The organism is Streptomyces sp. NPDC055955, assembly GCF_042270245.1.
Lineage (GTDB): Bacteria > Actinomycetota > Actinomycetes > Streptomycetales > Streptomycetaceae > Streptomyces.
Genome location: NZ_JBHJYS010000003.1, coordinates 186,474 through 201,314, shown reverse-complemented (window position 1 = coordinate 201,314; position 14,841 = coordinate 186,474). Strand labels below are relative to the sequence as shown.

Annotated in this window: 13 protein-coding genes and 1 tRNA gene; 9 read left to right on the top strand and 5 right to left on the bottom strand. The window is 70.7% G+C overall.

The annotated features are described in order from the left end of the window. Nucleotides 1-62: 62 nt before the first annotated feature. From ACFC96_RS06990 to ACFC96_RS06980, 3 genes are all read right to left on the bottom strand, one after another. Entirely contained in the window at nucleotides 63-404 is a 342-nt protein-coding gene (locus ACFC96_RS06990) for an FmdB family zinc ribbon protein (RefSeq protein ID WP_376262119.1), read from the bottom strand. 67 nt (nucleotides 405-471) lie between these two features. Then, on the bottom strand, nucleotides 472-1,758 hold the full coding sequence (locus ACFC96_RS06985; protein ID WP_376262122.1) for an MFS transporter: 1,287 nt from the start codon (nucleotides 1,756-1,758) through the stop codon (nucleotides 472-474). 453 nt (nucleotides 1,759-2,211) lie between these two features. Then, nucleotides 2,212-3,795, bottom strand: a complete 1,584-nt coding sequence (locus ACFC96_RS06980; RefSeq protein ID WP_376262125.1) for a potassium/proton antiporter — start codon at nucleotides 3,793-3,795, stop codon at nucleotides 2,212-2,214. A 207-nt stretch (nucleotides 3,796-4,002) separates the two neighbouring features. Here ACFC96_RS06980 and ACFC96_RS06975 point away from each other — a divergent pair, with 207 nt between their 5' ends. Next, nucleotides 4,003-6,807 (top strand): penicillin acylase family protein, encoded by a 2,805-nt coding sequence (locus ACFC96_RS06975; protein WP_376262128.1) that lies wholly within the window; start codon nucleotides 4,003-4,005, stop codon nucleotides 6,805-6,807. A 74-nt stretch (nucleotides 6,808-6,881) separates the two neighbouring features. Here ACFC96_RS06975 and ACFC96_RS06970 read toward each other — a convergent pair whose 3' ends face one another. Next, nucleotides 6,882-7,478 (bottom strand): 5-formyltetrahydrofolate cyclo-ligase, encoded by a 597-nt coding sequence (locus ACFC96_RS06970; RefSeq protein ID WP_376262131.1) that lies wholly within the window; start codon nucleotides 7,476-7,478, stop codon nucleotides 6,882-6,884. 90 nt (nucleotides 7,479-7,568) lie between these two features. On the opposite strand from ACFC96_RS06970, the gene galU reads away from it, so the two are divergent. From galU to ACFC96_RS06935, 7 genes are all read left to right on the top strand, one after another. Then, nucleotides 7,569-8,471 (top strand): UTP--glucose-1-phosphate uridylyltransferase GalU, encoded by a 903-nt coding sequence (gene galU, locus ACFC96_RS06965; protein ID WP_376262134.1) that lies wholly within the window; start codon nucleotides 7,569-7,571, stop codon nucleotides 8,469-8,471. A gap of 4 nt (nucleotides 8,472-8,475) precedes the next feature. Continuing rightward, nucleotides 8,476-9,825 carry a gephyrin-like molybdotransferase Glp gene (gene glp, locus ACFC96_RS06960; RefSeq protein ID WP_376610686.1) on the top strand — a complete coding sequence of 450 codons (1,350 nt, stop codon included), beginning with the start codon at nucleotides 8,476-8,478 and terminating at the stop codon, nucleotides 9,823-9,825. A gap of 85 nt (nucleotides 9,826-9,910) precedes the next feature. Further along, the gene (gene moaC, locus ACFC96_RS06955; RefSeq protein WP_376262140.1) at nucleotides 9,911-10,405 is read left to right on the top strand and encodes a cyclic pyranopterin monophosphate synthase MoaC; all 495 of its coding nucleotides are present in this window, start codon (nucleotides 9,911-9,913) and stop codon (nucleotides 10,403-10,405) included. Further along, nucleotides 10,402-10,902, top strand: coding sequence for a molybdenum cofactor biosynthesis protein B (locus tag ACFC96_RS06950; RefSeq protein WP_376262143.1), 501 nt, complete (start codon nucleotides 10,402-10,404; stop codon nucleotides 10,900-10,902). The genes moaC and ACFC96_RS06950 overlap by 4 nt, the downstream gene beginning before the upstream one ends. Further along, entirely contained in the window at nucleotides 10,899-11,570 is a 672-nt protein-coding gene (locus ACFC96_RS06945) for a GNAT family N-acetyltransferase (RefSeq protein ID WP_376262558.1), read from the top strand. The genes ACFC96_RS06950 and ACFC96_RS06945 overlap by 4 nt, the downstream gene beginning before the upstream one ends. A gap of 171 nt (nucleotides 11,571-11,741) precedes the next feature. After that, nucleotides 11,742-13,100 (top strand): gephyrin-like molybdotransferase receptor GlpR, encoded by a 1,359-nt coding sequence (gene glpR, locus ACFC96_RS06940; RefSeq protein ID WP_376610684.1) that lies wholly within the window; start codon nucleotides 11,742-11,744, stop codon nucleotides 13,098-13,100. 86 nt (nucleotides 13,101-13,186) lie between these two features. After that, nucleotides 13,187-13,260: transfer RNA gene (locus tag ACFC96_RS06935), tRNA-Ala, on the top strand. A 96-nt stretch (nucleotides 13,261-13,356) separates the two neighbouring features. On the opposite strand, the gene ACFC96_RS06930 is transcribed toward ACFC96_RS06935, so the two are convergent. Next, nucleotides 13,357-13,854 carry a GNAT family N-acetyltransferase gene (locus tag ACFC96_RS06930; protein WP_376262148.1) on the bottom strand — a complete coding sequence of 166 codons (498 nt, stop codon included), beginning with the start codon at nucleotides 13,852-13,854 and terminating at the stop codon, nucleotides 13,357-13,359. Nucleotides 13,855-13,921: 67 nt separating this feature from the next. On the opposite strand from ACFC96_RS06930, the gene xth reads away from it, so the two are divergent. Next, complete coding sequence (xth, locus tag ACFC96_RS06925) at nucleotides 13,922-14,722, top strand: exodeoxyribonuclease III (RefSeq protein WP_376262151.1); 801 nt, start codon at nucleotides 13,922-13,924, stop codon at nucleotides 14,720-14,722. The last annotated feature ends 119 nt before the right edge of the window (nucleotides 14,723-14,841 follow it).

Below are 14,841 nucleotides of genomic sequence, written 5' to 3'. Positions count from 1 at the left end.
AAACCCCGTCGTCCGAGGACGACAGGGTTCCGTAAGAACTCGGCCGCAGCGGCCGAGCGGCCTTACGCGGCGGAAGAACTCGAGGACGAGCTCGAAGAGGAAGACGAAGCGGAGGCCGAGGACGTCGACGTGGAGGACGACCCGGACGACTTGGAGTCCGAGGACGAAGACTTCGTGTCCGAGGTCGGCTTCGCCGCCGACGACGCCGGCGAGCTGCTCGACGAGGAGCCGCGGCTGTCGTTGCGGTAGAAGCCCGATCCCTTGAAGACGATGCCGACCGCCGAGAACACCTTCTTGAGGCGTCCGTCACAGCTGGGGCACACGGTCAGGGCGTCATCGGTGAACTTCTGCACGGCCTCGAGGCCCTCGCCGCATTCGGTGCACTGGTACTGGTACGTCGGCACTTGCTTCCTCCTGGCACTCTCACTCGATGAGTGCTAACGACAATCCATAGTGACGTATTCCGCGAGATCAGTCCACTGACACGGGCACTCGGTGACCGACGCCACGCGCCACGGTCAGGCCCGTCGACGGCGGGACGAGGCGGGACCGCAGGGTCGCCAGGAGCAGCAGGGCGAGCACGGTGCCGCCCATCGGGACGAGGAATCCGGCGCCGTCCCAGAGGCGGTCCTCCAGCTGGCCGGCGACCGTCACGGCCGCCGCCTGGCCGAGCGCGACCGCGCCCGTGAGCCAGGTGAAGGCCTCGGTCCGGGCGGTCGGGGGGACCAGCTTCTCGACGAGCGTGTACCCGGTGATCAGGGCCGGGGCGATGCACGTGCCCACCAGCAGGCCGATCCCGGCGAGCAGGAGCACGGACTGCGCGGCCCAGAGGCCGGAGGCGGTCACGGCGAGGGCGGTGTAGGCGAGCAGGAGGCGACGCTGGGGCGCGATCTTCCAGGCGACGGCTCCGCAGGCGATGCCGGAGAGCATGTTGCCCGCGGCGAACGTCCCGTACAGGACACCGTTCAGGCCGGGCTCGCCGATCGACTCGGTGAAGGCGGCCAGGGCGACCTGCATGCCGCCGAAGACGGAGCCGATGCCGAGGAACGCCACGATCAGGACGCGCACTCCGGGGACGCGCAGCGCGGAAACGTGCTCCACGCGCGCGTGGATGTCATCGGTGGACCGAGAGGGCCGGGGCTGCGTGCCGCGCTGGGCGGCGAACAGGAGTCCGCCCACGAGTGTCAGGGACGCCTCGGTGACGAGACCGGCGGCGGGGTGAACGCCGGTGCACAGGGCGGTCGCGAAGAGCGGGCCGAGCACGAAGGTGAACTCGTCCGTGACCGACTCGAAGGCGGCGGCCGTGGTCATGAGCGGTGAGCCCTGAAGCTTGACGCCCCAGCGGGCCCGCACCATGGGCCCGATCTGCGGGGTGGAGGCGCCGGTCGGGACCGCCGCGGCGAACAGGGCCCACAGGGGGGCGTCGCTGAGCGCGAGCAGCGTCAGCAGGAGCACGGACGCCGTGTGCAGCAGGACGCCGGGCACGAGGACGGCGCGCTGCCCGAAGCGGTCGGCGAGCTTGCCGGTGAAGGGGGCGAACAGCGCCATGGAGACGCCGGTGGTGGCGGAGACGGCGCCGGCGGTGCCGTACGAGCCGGTGGTGTGCTGCACGAGCAGGACCGTCGAGATGGTGAGCATCGCGAACGGCTGCCGGGCGGCGAAGCCTGGGATCAGGAACGTCCAGGCGCCGCGGGTGCGCAGCAGCTGTCCGTATCCGGGGCGCTTGTCGGTGACCGTGGCCGTGTAATTCTCTGGCACGGCCCTTGCCTTTCTGCCGCCTGGTAGCGCTTACCCGGTGGGGTGCGCCGAGAGCCGTCCTCATGCGCCGGGAACCGAGTGATACCGGGGTTCGCGCCAGGAGGGCCTGGGCCATGCAGGGTATGCAAGGGAACCGCGGCCGCTTTGCGGTCGCGCCGGCTCTACATCAGGCAGAGTCGGTGGAACTTCAAGTGTGTACCGCCCATGCTAACGGCCGGACGGGCCTCTTTCTTCCGCGTAGCGGAACTTCATCCACCGGCAAGCGGCCCGCCATCCACCCGCCGGCTCCGCGAGGTGCCCCGGCTTCGGTGCCCGGACGGGAGCGAGGGCGCCGGGGCGGGACCTGGGGCGCCGGGTCGGAAAACTTGGGGTGCCCGCGCCCTGAGCACCCGCTCCCTGGTCCGCCCCGATCCGGACGAAAGGCCCTAGTGGGCCCGCCGTCTGCGCCGGGCCCTAGTGGGCCCGCCGTCCGCGCCCCGGGGACCCGTTCCCCGAGAGCCATCCGGCGAGCTTGCCGCCCTGTGCCACGGCGCGCAGCCGGGCCTCGGCCTCGTCCCGCACCTGGTCCGTCGCCACCACGAGCAGTTCGTCGCCGTGCCGCAGGACGGTCGTCGGCAGCGGCACGAAGGACTGCTTCTCGCGCACGACGAGCGTGACGGCGGCGCCCGAGGGCATGCGCAGCTCGCTGACCTCGACGCCGTGCATCCGGGACCCCTCGGGGATCGTCACGGACAGCAGATGTCCGCGCAGCCGCTCCAGGGGCGCCGATTCGATGCCGAGGTCGGCGGCGGACGCGGAGTCGCTGCCGAGCCGCAGCTTCCGGGCGAGCCAGGGCAGCGTCGGTCCCTGGACGAGCGTGTAGACGACCACGAGGACGAAGACGATGTTGAAGATCCGGGTGCTGTCGTCGACGCCGTTCACCATCGGGATGGTCGCCAGGATGATGGGCACCGCGCCGCGCAGTCCGGCCCAGGACATGAGGGCCTTCTCCTGCCAGGGCATCCGGAACGGCAGAAGGCTCAGGACGACGCTGAGGGGGCGCGCCACCATCGTCAGGACGAGGCCGATGACGATCGCGGGCCACGCGTCGTCCACGAGGTCGTGCGGGGTGACGAGCAGGCCGAGCAGGACGAACATGCCGATCTGCGCGATCCAGCCGAGCCCTTCGGCGAAGCCGCGCGTGGCGGGCCAGTGCGGCAGTTTCGCGTTGCCGAGGACCATCGAGGCGAGGTAGACGGCGAGGAATCCGCTGCCGTGGGCCATGGCTCCGGCGGCGTACGCGCTGACCGCGATGGCCATGACGGCGATCGGGTAGAGGCCGGAGGCGGGCAGCGCGACGTGCCGCAGACCGAAGGAGCCGAGCCAGCCCACCGCGATCCCGATCGCGGCGCCGATCGCGAGTTCGAGGGTGATCTCGCCGATGAGGGCGTACCAGTGCTCGACGGGTCCGGCCGTGGAGAAGGCCACCACAAGGATCACCACAGGGGCGTCGTTGAAGCCGGACTCGGCCTCCAGGACGCCCGTCACGCGGGACGGCAGGGGCACCCTGCGCAGCACGGAGAAGACGGCCGCGGCGTCCGTCGAGGACACCACCGCGCCGATGATGAGCGCCTGCCGCCACTCCAGGCCCACGACGTAGTGCGCCCCGGCGGCCGTCACACCCACGCTGACGGCGACGCCGACCAGCGACAGCATGACGGCGGCCGGCAGCGCCGGTTCGATCTCTTTCCACTTCGTGCCGAGGCCGCCCTCGGCCAGGATCACGACGAGGGCCGCGTAGCCGATGACCTGCGTCAGCTCGGCGTTGCTGAACGACACGTTGCCGATGCCGTCCTGACCCATCGCCACCCCGATGCCGAGGTAGAGGAGCAGGCTCGGCAGACCGCTGCGCGAGGAGATGCGCACGGCCGCCACGGCGATCAGCAGGACCAGCGAACAGACGAGCAGGAGCTGGTTGAGGTGGTGGACAGTCAGGGGCTGTTTCCTTCCTCCGAAGGTCGTACGGGAGAGGGCCCGTACGGATGCACGGGACGCCACGGAACGACCAGGTACTTCGTTACCTTACCTAATCGTTAACGCTTTCTTGACGCCGTCCGGGTCGACCTCGGGCGGTTTGGGGCCCCGGGTTCTTGACACCGCGTCCGAGGCCGCCGTGCCCTGCGCCTATGGTTGCTCCAGCGCTCCGTGACCCCACAGCCCGCCTGCAGCCCGCTCTGCCGCTCGCGAAGGACAGCAAGGACAGCGATGCCCTCGAACACCAACGCCTCTTCCGGCCATTCGTCCGGCAAGAAGAAGGGGCGCAGAGCCCGACTGATCGTGATCGTGCTGGTCCTGGCCATTGTCGCGGGCATCGGCTACGGCACGTACTGGAGCGTCAGTACCGTGCGTGCCTCCTTCCCGCAGACGAAGGGCTCGATCAAGCTCGACGGGCTCTCCGGTCCCGTGGATGTGAAGCGGGACTCCTACGGGATCCCTCAGGTCTATGCCTCGTCCGACGAGGACCTGTTCATGGCCCAGGGCTATGTGCAGGCGCAGGACCGCTTCTGGGAGATGGACGTCCGCCGCCATATGACCTCCGGCCGACTCTCCGAGATGTTCGGCAAGAGCCAGGTCAAGACCGATGAGTTCCTGCGGACGCTCGGCTGGCACCGGGTGGCCCAGAAGGAGTACGACACCAAGCTCTCGCCCGAGACGAAGAAGTACCTCCGGGCGTACTCCAAGGGAGTCAACGCCTACCTCGCCGGCAAGGACGGCGGGGACATCTCCGTCGAGTACGCGGCGCTCGGGTTCACCAACGACTACGCGCCGCAGAAGTGGACGCCGGCCGACTCCGTGGCCTGGCTCAAGGCGATGGCGTGGGACCTGCGCGGCAACATGCAGGAAGAGATCGACCGCTCCCTGATGACGAGCCGCCTCGGCCCGCAGCAGATCGCGGACCTGTACCCGGACTACCCGTACGACCGGAACAAGGCGATCGTCCAGTCGGGTTCCTACGACAGCGCGACCGGCTCCTACGGGGCGGGCTCCGGCGGGTCCGGAAATCAAACCGGCACGGGCACGGGTACGAGCACCGGAACGGGTACCTCCACCGGTACCGGCACCGAGAGCGCCGCAGGCACCGGTCTCGCCGGCGACACCGAGGCCCCCGACGGCCTCCAGAGCCAGCTGACCGGGCTCTCCGACGCCCTGGACCAGGTCCCCGCGGCCGTCGGCCCGAACGGCAACGGCATCGGCTCCAACTCGTGGGTGGTGTCCGGAGCGCACACCATCACCGGGAAGCCGCTGCTCGCCAACGACCCGCACCTGTCGCCGCAGCTCCCGTCGGTCTGGTACCAGATGGGCCTGCACTGCCGGAGCCTGTCGGCCTCGTGCCAGTACGACGTCACGGGATACACGTTCTCCGGGATGCCCGGCGTGATCATCGGCCACAACCAGGACATCTCCTGGGGCATGACCAACCTCGGCGCCGACGTCACCGACCTGTACCTGGAGAAGCTGAACAGCGGCGGCGGTTACCAGTACGACGGCAAGACGGTCCCGTTCAAGACCCGCAAGGAGACCATCAAGGTCGCCGGCGGCGACGACAAGACCATCACCGTCCGCGAGACCAACAACGGTCCGCTGATCTCCGACCGGGACGACGAGCTGGTCAAGGTCGGCAGGAAGGCGAAGGTCGACACGGCCGCCCCCGACCGGGGCGACGGCTACGGGGTCTCGCTGCGCTGGACCGCGCTGACCCCCGGCAAGTCCATGGACGCCGTGTTCGAGCTGAACAAGGCGAAGGACTGGACGCAGTTCCGCAAGGCCGCCGCCGACTTCGAGGTGCCCTCGCAGAACCTGATCTACGCCGACACCAAGGGCAACATCGGCTACCAGGCGCCCGGCAAGATCCCGGTCCGCGGCAAGGGCGACGGCTCGCTGCCCGCCCCCGGCTGGGACCCCGCGTACCGCTGGAAGAGCTACATCCCGCAGTCCGCGCTGCCGTACGAGTACAACCCCAAGCGCGGCTACATCGTGACCGCCAACCAGGCCGTCATCGACAAGGACAAGTACCCGTACCACCTCACCTCCGACTGGGGTTACGGCACGCGCAGCCAGCGCATCACCGATCTGATCGAGTCGAAGATCGCCGGCGGCGGCAAGATCTCCACCGACGACATGCGCACCATGCAGATGGACAACAGCAGCGAGATCGCCAAGCTGCTCGTGCCCAAGCTGCTCAAGATCGACGTCTCGGACAAGTACGTCCGTGAGGCGCAGAAGCTCCTGGAGAACTGGGACTACACCCAGAACCCGGACTCGGCGGCCGCCGCGTACTTCAACTCGGTCTGGCGCAACATCCTCAAGCTGTCCTTCGGCAACAAGCTCCCCAAGGAGCTGCGGGTCAAGGGCCAGTGCCTGAGCGTCGAGCCGGCCGGTGACACCGGCCCGGCGGACGAGGACCGCCGGGTGCGCGAGTGCGGCGAGCGCGACGCGGACTCGGCGCAGCCGGACGGCGGCGACCGCTGGTTCGAGGTCGTCCGCAAGATCATCAATGATGAGAACAACGACTGGTGGAAGGCCCCGGCCACCCGCACCGACGCCGAGACCAAGACCCGCGACCAGCTGTTCGCGCGGGCCATGGAGGACGCGCGCTGGGACGTCACGGCCAAGCTCGGCAAGGATGTCGACACCTGGAGCTGGGGCCGGCTGCACCAGCTGAGCCTGAAGAACCAGACCCTCGGCACGAACGGGCCCGGCTGGCTCCAGTACACGCTCAACCGCGGCCCGTGGAAGCTCGGCGGCGGCGAGGCGGCCGTGGACGCGACCGGCTGGAACGCGGCCGGCGGCTACGGCGTCATCTGGGTCCCGTCGATGCGCATGGTGGTCAACCTCGCGGACCTCGACAAGTCCAAGTGGATCAACCTCACCGGAGCCTCGGGGCACGCGTTCAGCGCGCACTACACCGACCAGACCGAGAAGTGGTCCAAGGGCGAACTCCTTCCGTGGGTCTCCTCGGAGAAGGCGGTCGGCGCGAACACGAAGGACACCCTGGTGCTGCGGCCCTGACGAGGGGCGACACCGCATGAAAGGGCCCTCCACGCACGCGTGGAGGGCCCTTTCGCATCACCGGGGCACACGGTTCACCGGAAGCGGCGCACTCCCGAAGGCGTCACCACGGCGTGCACGGGACGGTCGTGCGGCTCCTCGGGGACGCGCTCCACGACCTCGCCGTCGTACAGGAGCACCACGAGGGCCGGATCAGCGTCCGCGCGCTCGAGGCGCGCGAGGACCCGGTCGTACGAGCCGCCGCCGCGCCCGAGCCGCATGCCGCGCCCGTCGACCGCGAGGCCCGGCAGCAGCACCGCGTCGGCCTCCACGACGGCCTCGGTGCCGAGCGGCTCCCCGGAGGGCTCCAACAGGGCCATCTTCCCCGCATGTTGCACGCGGGCGAGGGACCCCTGTCCGTCGTAGGCGCCCCAGTCCAGGTCGTTGTCCTCGAGGAGTACGGGAAGCAGGACGCGTACCCCGCGCGCGTGGAGCGCGTCGAGCAGCGCGCGGGTGCCCGGTTCCCGGCCGACCGAGACGTACGCGGCGACGGTCCGCGCCTGTGCCAGCTCGGGAAGTTCGAGCGCCCGACGGGCGAGCGCCCCGGCCGCCGCCCCGACGTCACCGGCGGGCAACCCCGATCTCACCTGGAGGAGTTCTGCCCGCAACGCGTTCTTGTCAGTCTTTGACAAACACATAGCCAGCTCACAAACCCCTCATATAGGCACCAACTTAACTGGAAGCAAATCTTCCGCCCAGACGCTACGGATATGGTTCACCGCATGACTGAGTCGCACCCCAGGATCAGTAAGGCTGTCATCCCCGCCGCAGGCCTCGGCACCCGGTTCCTGCCGGCCACCAAGGCGACGCCCAAGGAGATGCTGCCGGTCGTCGACAAGCCGGCGATCCAGTACGTCGTCGAGGAGGCCGTGTCCGCCGGCCTCGACGACGTGCTCATGATCACAGGCCGCAACAAGCGGCCCCTGGAGGACCACTTCGACCGCAACTACGAGCTCGAGTCGGCTCTCCAGAAGAAGGGCGACGCCGGCCGCCTCGCCAAGGTCCAGCAATCCAGCGACCTCGCGACCATGCACTACGTCCGCCAGGGCGACCCCAAGGGCCTCGGTCACGCCGTCCTGTGCGCGGCTCCCCACGTCGGCCAGGAGCCCTTCGCGGTCCTCCTCGGCGACGACCTGATCGACCCGCGCGACCCCCTGCTCGCCCGCATGGTCGACGTCCAGGAGCAGCGCGGCGGCAGCGTCATCGCCCTCATGGAGGTCGAGCCCTCGCAGATCCACCTCTACGGCTGCGCCGCCGTCGAGGCGACCGAGGACAGCGACCTCGTCAAGATCACCGGCCTGGTCGAGAAGCCGGACCCCGCGGACGCTCCGTCGAACTACGCGATCATCGGCCGCTATGTCCTCGACCCCGCGATCTTCGAGATACTCCGCCGGACCGAGCCGGGCCGCGGCGGCGAGATCCAGCTCACCGACGCCCTCCAGCAGCTCGCCGACGACGAGAAGGCCGGTGGCCCCGTCCACGGCGTCGTCTTCAAGGGCCGCCGGTATGACACCGGAGACCGTGGCGACTATCTGCGTGCCATTGTCAGACTCGCGTGCGAACGTGAGGACCTGGGCCCGGACTTCCGCGCCTGGCTTCGCAGTTACGTCACCGAGGAGATGTAGCACCTTGAGCAGCACGACCACGCACGCCACCGGTCAGCAGCACGTCTGGTCGGTGGCGGAGCACCTGGAGGACATCCTCGCCACGGTCCGCCCGCTGGAGCCCATCGAGCTCCAGCTCCTCGACGCGCAGGGCTGCGTCCTCGTCGAGGACATCTCGGTGCCCCTCTCGCTGCCCCCCTTCGACAACAGCTCGATGGACGGGTACGCGGTCAGGGCCGCCGACGTGGCGGGCGCCAGCGAGGACTTCCCCGCGGTGCTCACGGTCGTGGGGGACGTCGCCGCGGGCCAGGCCGGGCTGCTCCGCGTCGGGGCCGGCCAGGCCGCCCGCATCATGACCGGCGCCCCGCTCCCGCCCGGCGCCGAGGCCGTCGTCCCCGTCGAGTGGACCGACGGCGGCCTGGGGGAAGGCCCGGTCTCCGGGATGCGCGCCCACAGCGCCGCCCCCGAGGGCGCCTCCGGCGAGGTCCGTGTGCACCGCCCCGCCGAGGCACGCGCGCACGTGCGCGCCAAGGGCAGCGACGTGAAGACGGGCGACCGCGCCCTGGAGGCAGGTACGGTCCTCGGCCCGCCCCAGATCGCCCTCCTCGCCGCGATCGGCCGCGGCACCGTACGCGTACGCCCGCGCCCGCGCGTGGTCGTCATGTCCACCGGCAGCGAACTCGTCCAGCCGGGCGAGGAGTTGGCCGAGGGCCAGATCTACGACTCCAACAGCTTCGCCCTCACCGCCGCCGCCCGCGACGCCGGAGCGATCGCCTACCGCGTCGGCGCGGTCGCCGACGACGCGGAGACACTGCGCTCCACCATCGAGGACCAGCTGATCCGCGCCGACCTCATCGTCACCACGGGCGGCGTCAGCGTCGGCGCGTACGACGTCGTGAAGGAGGCGCTGACCTCCGTGGGCGACTCCGAGGACGAGACCGGCATCGGAGCCGGCAGCGGCGTCGAGTTCCGCAAGCTCGCCATGCAGCCGGGCAAGCCCCAGGGCTTCGGCACCATCGGCCCCGAGCACACCCCGCTCCTCGCTCTGCCGGGCAACCCCGTCTCCTCGTACGTCTCCTTCGAGCTGTTCGTACGCCCCGCGGTGCGCACCCTCATGGGCCTGCCCGCGGCGGACGTCCACCGCCCGTCGGCCCGCGCGGTCCTGAAGTCGGCCAAGGCGCTCAGTTCACCCGCGGGACGACGCCAGTTCCTGCGCGGGACGTACGACGCCGAGGCCGGGACCGTCGCCCCTGTGGGCGGCTCCGGATCCCACCTCGTCGCCGCGCTCGCCCACGCGGACGCGCTGATCGTCCTGCCCGAGAAGACCACGTCGGCCGAGCCCGGAACGGAAGTGGACGTGGTCCTCCTCGGCTGAGCGCCCGGTCCGCGCGATACCGTGTCGCGCACAACAGGCCGCGCGCCGCACCGCGCGGCCCACGGACCGGGAGCGCCGGAGCAGCATGAGCAGTTCGCAGGACCGACTGACGCACATCGACGAGGCGGGCGCGGCCCGCATGGTCGACGTGTCCGCCAAGGACGTGACCGCGCGCACCGCCCGTGCCAGCGGCCGCGTCCTCGTATCGCCCCGCGTGGTGGAGCTGCTGCGCGGCGAGGGAGTGCCCAAGGGCGACGCCCTCGCCACGGCGCGCATCGCCGGAATCATGGGTGCCAAACGCACGCCCGACCTCATCCCGCTCTGCCACCCGCTGTCGGTGTCCGGAGTGAAACTGGACCTGTCCGTCGCCGACGACGCGGTCGAGATCCTCGCCACGGTGAAGACCACCGACCGCACGGGCGTCGAGATGGAGGCCCTGACGGCCGTCTCGGTGGCCGCGCTCACGGTGATCGACATGGTGAAGGCCGTCGACAAGGGCGCCGTCATCACGGACGTACGCGTCGAGGAGAAGACGGGCGGCAAGTCGGGCCACTGGACCCGCACGGAGGCCGGGGAATGAGCCCCTACCGCGCCCTGGTCGTCACCGCCTCCAACCGCGCCGCCGCCGGGGTCTACGCCGACACGGGCGGCCCCCGGATCGTGAAGGGCCTCGAAGCCCTGGGCTTTCAGGTCGACGGACCGCAGGTCGTGCCCGACGGGGACCCGGTGGCCGAGGCGCTGGTGGCCGGTGTCGGCGCCGGGTACGACGTCATCCTCACCACCGGCGGCACCGGCATCTCGCCCACCGACCGGACCCCCGAGGCCACCCGCAGCGTGCTCGACCACGAGGTGCCCGGCATCCCCGAGGCCATCCGCGCGTTCGGACGCGAGAAAGTGCCCACGGCCGCCCTCTCCCGGGGTCTCGCCGGCGTCGCGGGACGCACCCTGATCGTGAACCTGCCCGGGTCGTCCGGCGGCGTCAAGGACGGCCTCGCCGTACTCGGCCCCCTGCTCACCCACGCCGTCGACCAGCTGCGCGGCGGCGACCACCCCAGACCTGACGGGGGTGCGAGCTGAACAGCCCATCCTGGCCGGTCGAGCTGACGGACGGTGACGTCTGCCTGCGCCCGATAAAACTGCGCGACCAACGGGCCTGGCGCGAGGTCAACCGCCGCAACCGCGACTGGCTGCGCCCCTGGGAAGCGACCATCCCGCCGCCCACGCCCAGCGGCCCCGTCGCCCACCGTCCGACCTACCGTCAGATGGTCCGCCATCTGCGCGCCGAGGCGAGCGCGGGGCGCATGCTGCCCTTCGTCATCGAGTACCAGGGGCGCCTGGTCGGGCAGTTGACGGTGGCGGGGATCACCTGGGGCTCCATGTGTTCGGGCCATGTCGGTTACTGGGTCGACGAGTCGGTGGCCGGGCGCGGCGTGATGCCGACGGCGGTGGCGCTGGCGGTCGACCACTGCTTCCGCACGGTGGGCCTGCACCGCATCGAGGTCTGCATTCGCCCGGAGAACGGGCCGAGCCGCCGGGTCGTCGAAAAACTCGGATTCCGTGAGGAAGGGCTGCGGCCCCGCTATCTCCACATCGACGGCGGGTGGCGTGACCATCTCGTCTTCGCGCTCACGGCGGAGGAGGTCCCGGAAGGCCTCCTGAGCCGCTGGCGTCACAAGCGGGGCGGCAACGCCGCTGGTCCGGGTGGTCCGAACACCGCGGGGCGACCGGGCACATCGCCAAAATAAAATAAGTGTTCGAAATTGATCGGGGATCGTCCGCCGCGGGCATTAAATTCGCTCGACGGGTGGCGCGTTGATGCCTCAGTCGGAAAAAAAGCTCGAAATATCAGCCAGATCGTGCGACACACCGGCTCAATTGGCGGATGCCCCCACGCAAACCCCTCTACCGTGTGAGGCGTGAGCAGCAGCGGCCTCATCTACGCAGTCATCGTCGGGGCCTGGGCCGCCTACTTGGTGCCGATGTGGCTCCGTAGGCAGGACGAGCTGAACGAGGCCCGTCCGACGGAACGCTTCAGCACCGCCATCCGGCTGCTGTCCGGACGGGCGGGCATGGAGCGCCGATACGCCAAGGACCTGCAGACGCGCTCGCCCGAAGGGGAGGAGCAGCGCAGCGACCCGGACGACGTCACCGACTCGGTGGACGTCCGGGCCTTCGCCGCGCCTCCGGTCCGCGGGGAGCGCAGGAACGAGAACCGGGACGCCCGCCACGAGCGGCACTCCGGACCCGAACCCCGCCCCGAGCCCCGGCCCAGGACCTCGCCCGCCCGGCAGGCACCCGACCGTCAGGTCTCCGCCCGGGCCCCCCACGACCAGCAGGCGCACGACCGGCCGAACCACGACCGGCCCGCCGGCGACCCGCACACGGACGGCAGGTCGGCAACCGGACGCCAGGGCCCCGACCGCCAGCCGTCCGAGCGGTCCGCGTCCGAGCGGTCCGCGTCCGAGCGGTCCGCGGTCGAGCGACAGGCCGCCTCGGCGGACGCCGCCGCCCGCGCCCGCCGCTCCAAGGTGCTCGCGCGCAGGCGCCGTACGACCGTCATGCTCTTCCTCGCCTTCACGGCCGGTGCCGTCGTCGCCGCCGTCGGCGGGCTCGCGTTCCTGTGGGCGCCCGCGGTGCCCGCCGTGCTGCTCAGCTCGTACATCTTCTATCTGCGAGCCCAGGAGCGGCGCCGCTTCGCGTACACGATGGACCGGCGTCAGGCGGAGGTCGCGGCGCAGCGCCTGCGCGAGCGGCAGCCCCGCAGGCGCCAGCCGGCCGCGGGCCGGGCCGCCGCCGAGGAGGCCGAAGAGGGGCCTGCGCCAGAGGTGGAGACCGACCCCGGCCTCGAGGCGCTCGCGGCCGACCGGCGCGCGCTCGTCGAACAGACCGACCACGCCGAGTGGGTCGACCAGCAGCGCGAGCGGCAGCGCGGCCCCGGCCACGGCGACAGCTGGGACCCGGTCCCGGTGCCCCTGCCGACGTATGTGACCGCCCCGGTCGCCCCGCGCGCCGCGGGCAGCGTCGACCTCGGCGCCCCCGACGCGTGGAGCTCGGCCCGCTCCAGCACGGCGGGCGCGGCGCAGCAGGAGTCGGACGGGCGCAGCGGCGAGGAGCCGGCGGCGGCGTCCGAGGAGTGCGAGGGCGCGGACGGGATCGGGGACGAGCGCAGTGACGCCCGCCGGGCCGCCTCCGCGCGCCGCTCGCGCGAGCGCGGCCGCACCCCGCTCTTCGACCAGTACGACGACGGCGGCCGTCCCCGCGCGGCCAACGAGTGAGACCCGTCCGGAGCCACCCTGGCTGACCAGCCAGGAACGGATTTCCAAGCACCCCGATCGGGATGCTAGAGTTTCACTCGTTGCAAGGGCCTGTGGCGCAGTCTGGTAGCGCACCTCGTTCGCATCGAGGGGGTCTGGGGTTCAAATCCCCACAGGTCCACCGCAATTAAGAGCCCCACCGGATTCGTCCGGTGGGGCTCTTGCCTTGCCTGCTCGCCCCCTCCCCCGTGGCGCCCGTTCCGCGATGTTGCGCGCGTCACAGTGCCTTGGCGAAGCAGCGGCTCAGTTCCTCGAAGCGGTAGTGGCCGAACTTGGTGCAGGGCGTGTAGCCGCTCGACGCGTAGAGGGCGATGGCCTCCGGCTGCTTGAGGCCCGTCTCCAGGACCATGCGGGAACGGCCGGCGGCGCGGGCGTCGTCCTCCAGGGCCGCGAGTATGCGACGGGCCAGACCCAGCCCCCGGGCCTCGGGCGTGACGTACATCCTCTTCAGTTCGGCGTCGCCGTCCGAATATCCCTCGTCGTTCTGGTCCTGGGTCCGCCAGCCGCCGGTGGCGAGCGGGGTACCCCCGTCGTCGTACGCGATCAGGTAGAGGCCGCGCGGGGCGTCGAACATCGTCGGGTCGAGCGGGGTGACGTCGCCGTCGTCGCCGTAGCGCTCGGCGTATTCGAGCTGGACGCGGTCGTTCAGCTTGATCGCGTCAGGGTGTCCGAAGGAGACGCGCTGGAGGGTGGGCGCCATGGGCTGAATAGTCATGCTGAGTATCGTATCTCTATGCTGTCGCATGCGGCTGTCCCTTCCAGTGTGCCGGTATGGTGCCCCGGTGCTGACTGTGACGAGTGTCAACGTGAACGGGCTGCGGGCCGCCGCAAAGAAGGGCTTCGTGGAGTGGCTGGCCGGGACCTCCGCGGACGTCCTGTGCCTCCAGGAGGTGCGGGCGGAGCCGCAGCAGCTGCCCGACGAGGTGCGCGAGCCCGAGGGGTGGCACGTCGTGCACGCCCCCGCCGGTGCGAAGGGGCGGGCCGGTGTGTCGCTCTACACACGCCGTGAGCCCGAACGCGTACAGATCGGCTTCGGGTCCGAGGAGTTCGACGGGAGCGGGCGGTACGTCGAGGTGGATCTCCCCGGCGTCGTCGTCGCCAGCCTCTATCTGCCCTCCGGCGAGGTCGGGACCGAGCGTCAGGACGAGAAGATCCGCTTCATGGGCGAGTTCCTGGCCTATCTGAAGGGCCTGCGCGAGCGAGCCGCCGCCGAGGGCCGCGAGGTGCTCGTGTGCGGCGACTGGAACATCGCTCACCGCGAGGCCGACCTCAAGAACTGGAAGTCCAACAAGAAGAACTCCGGTTTCCTCCCCGAGGAGCGCGACTGGCTCGGACAGGTCCTCGACGAGGCCGACGGCGGCTACGTCGACGTGGTGCGCTCCCTGCACCCCGACGAGGAGGGCCCGTACTCGTGGTGGTCGTACCGGGGGCGGGCTTTCGACAACGACGCAGGATGGAGGATCGACTACCACCTCGCGACGCCCGGACTGGCCGGGCGGGCGGTCAAGGGCTTCGTCGAGCGGGCCGCCACACATGACGAGCGGTGGTCGGACCACGCGCCGGTGACCGTCGTCTACGAGTAGACCCTCGAGGCGCGGGCAGGCCCGCCTCACAAAGTCCGGTGGACGCCTGTCCCCGCGTCCGGGCGGCGTGGCAGATTGTGGGCGCGTGCATGGCAGGTCGTCGTGGGTGGTCAACTGTC

What these genes read in the sequence shown, in the direction of transcription:
- galU (WP_376262134.1), top strand. Translation starts at nt 7,569, where the DNA reads ATGACTGAGTCGCACCCCAGGATCAGTAAGGCTGTCATCCCCGCCGCA.
- ACFC96_RS06930 (WP_376262148.1), bottom strand. Translation starts at nt 13,854, where the DNA reads ATGACTATTCAGCCCATGGCGCCCACCCTCCAGCGCGTCTCCTTCGGA.
- moaC (WP_376262140.1), top strand. Translation starts at nt 9,911, where the DNA reads ATGAGCAGTTCGCAGGACCGACTGACGCACATCGACGAGGCGGGCGCG.
- ACFC96_RS06950 (WP_376262143.1), top strand. Translation starts at nt 10,402, where the DNA reads ATGAGCCCCTACCGCGCCCTGGTCGTCACCGCCTCCAACCGCGCCGCC.
- ACFC96_RS06975 (WP_376262128.1), top strand. Translation starts at nt 4,003, where the DNA reads ATGCCCTCGAACACCAACGCCTCTTCCGGCCATTCGTCCGGCAAGAAG.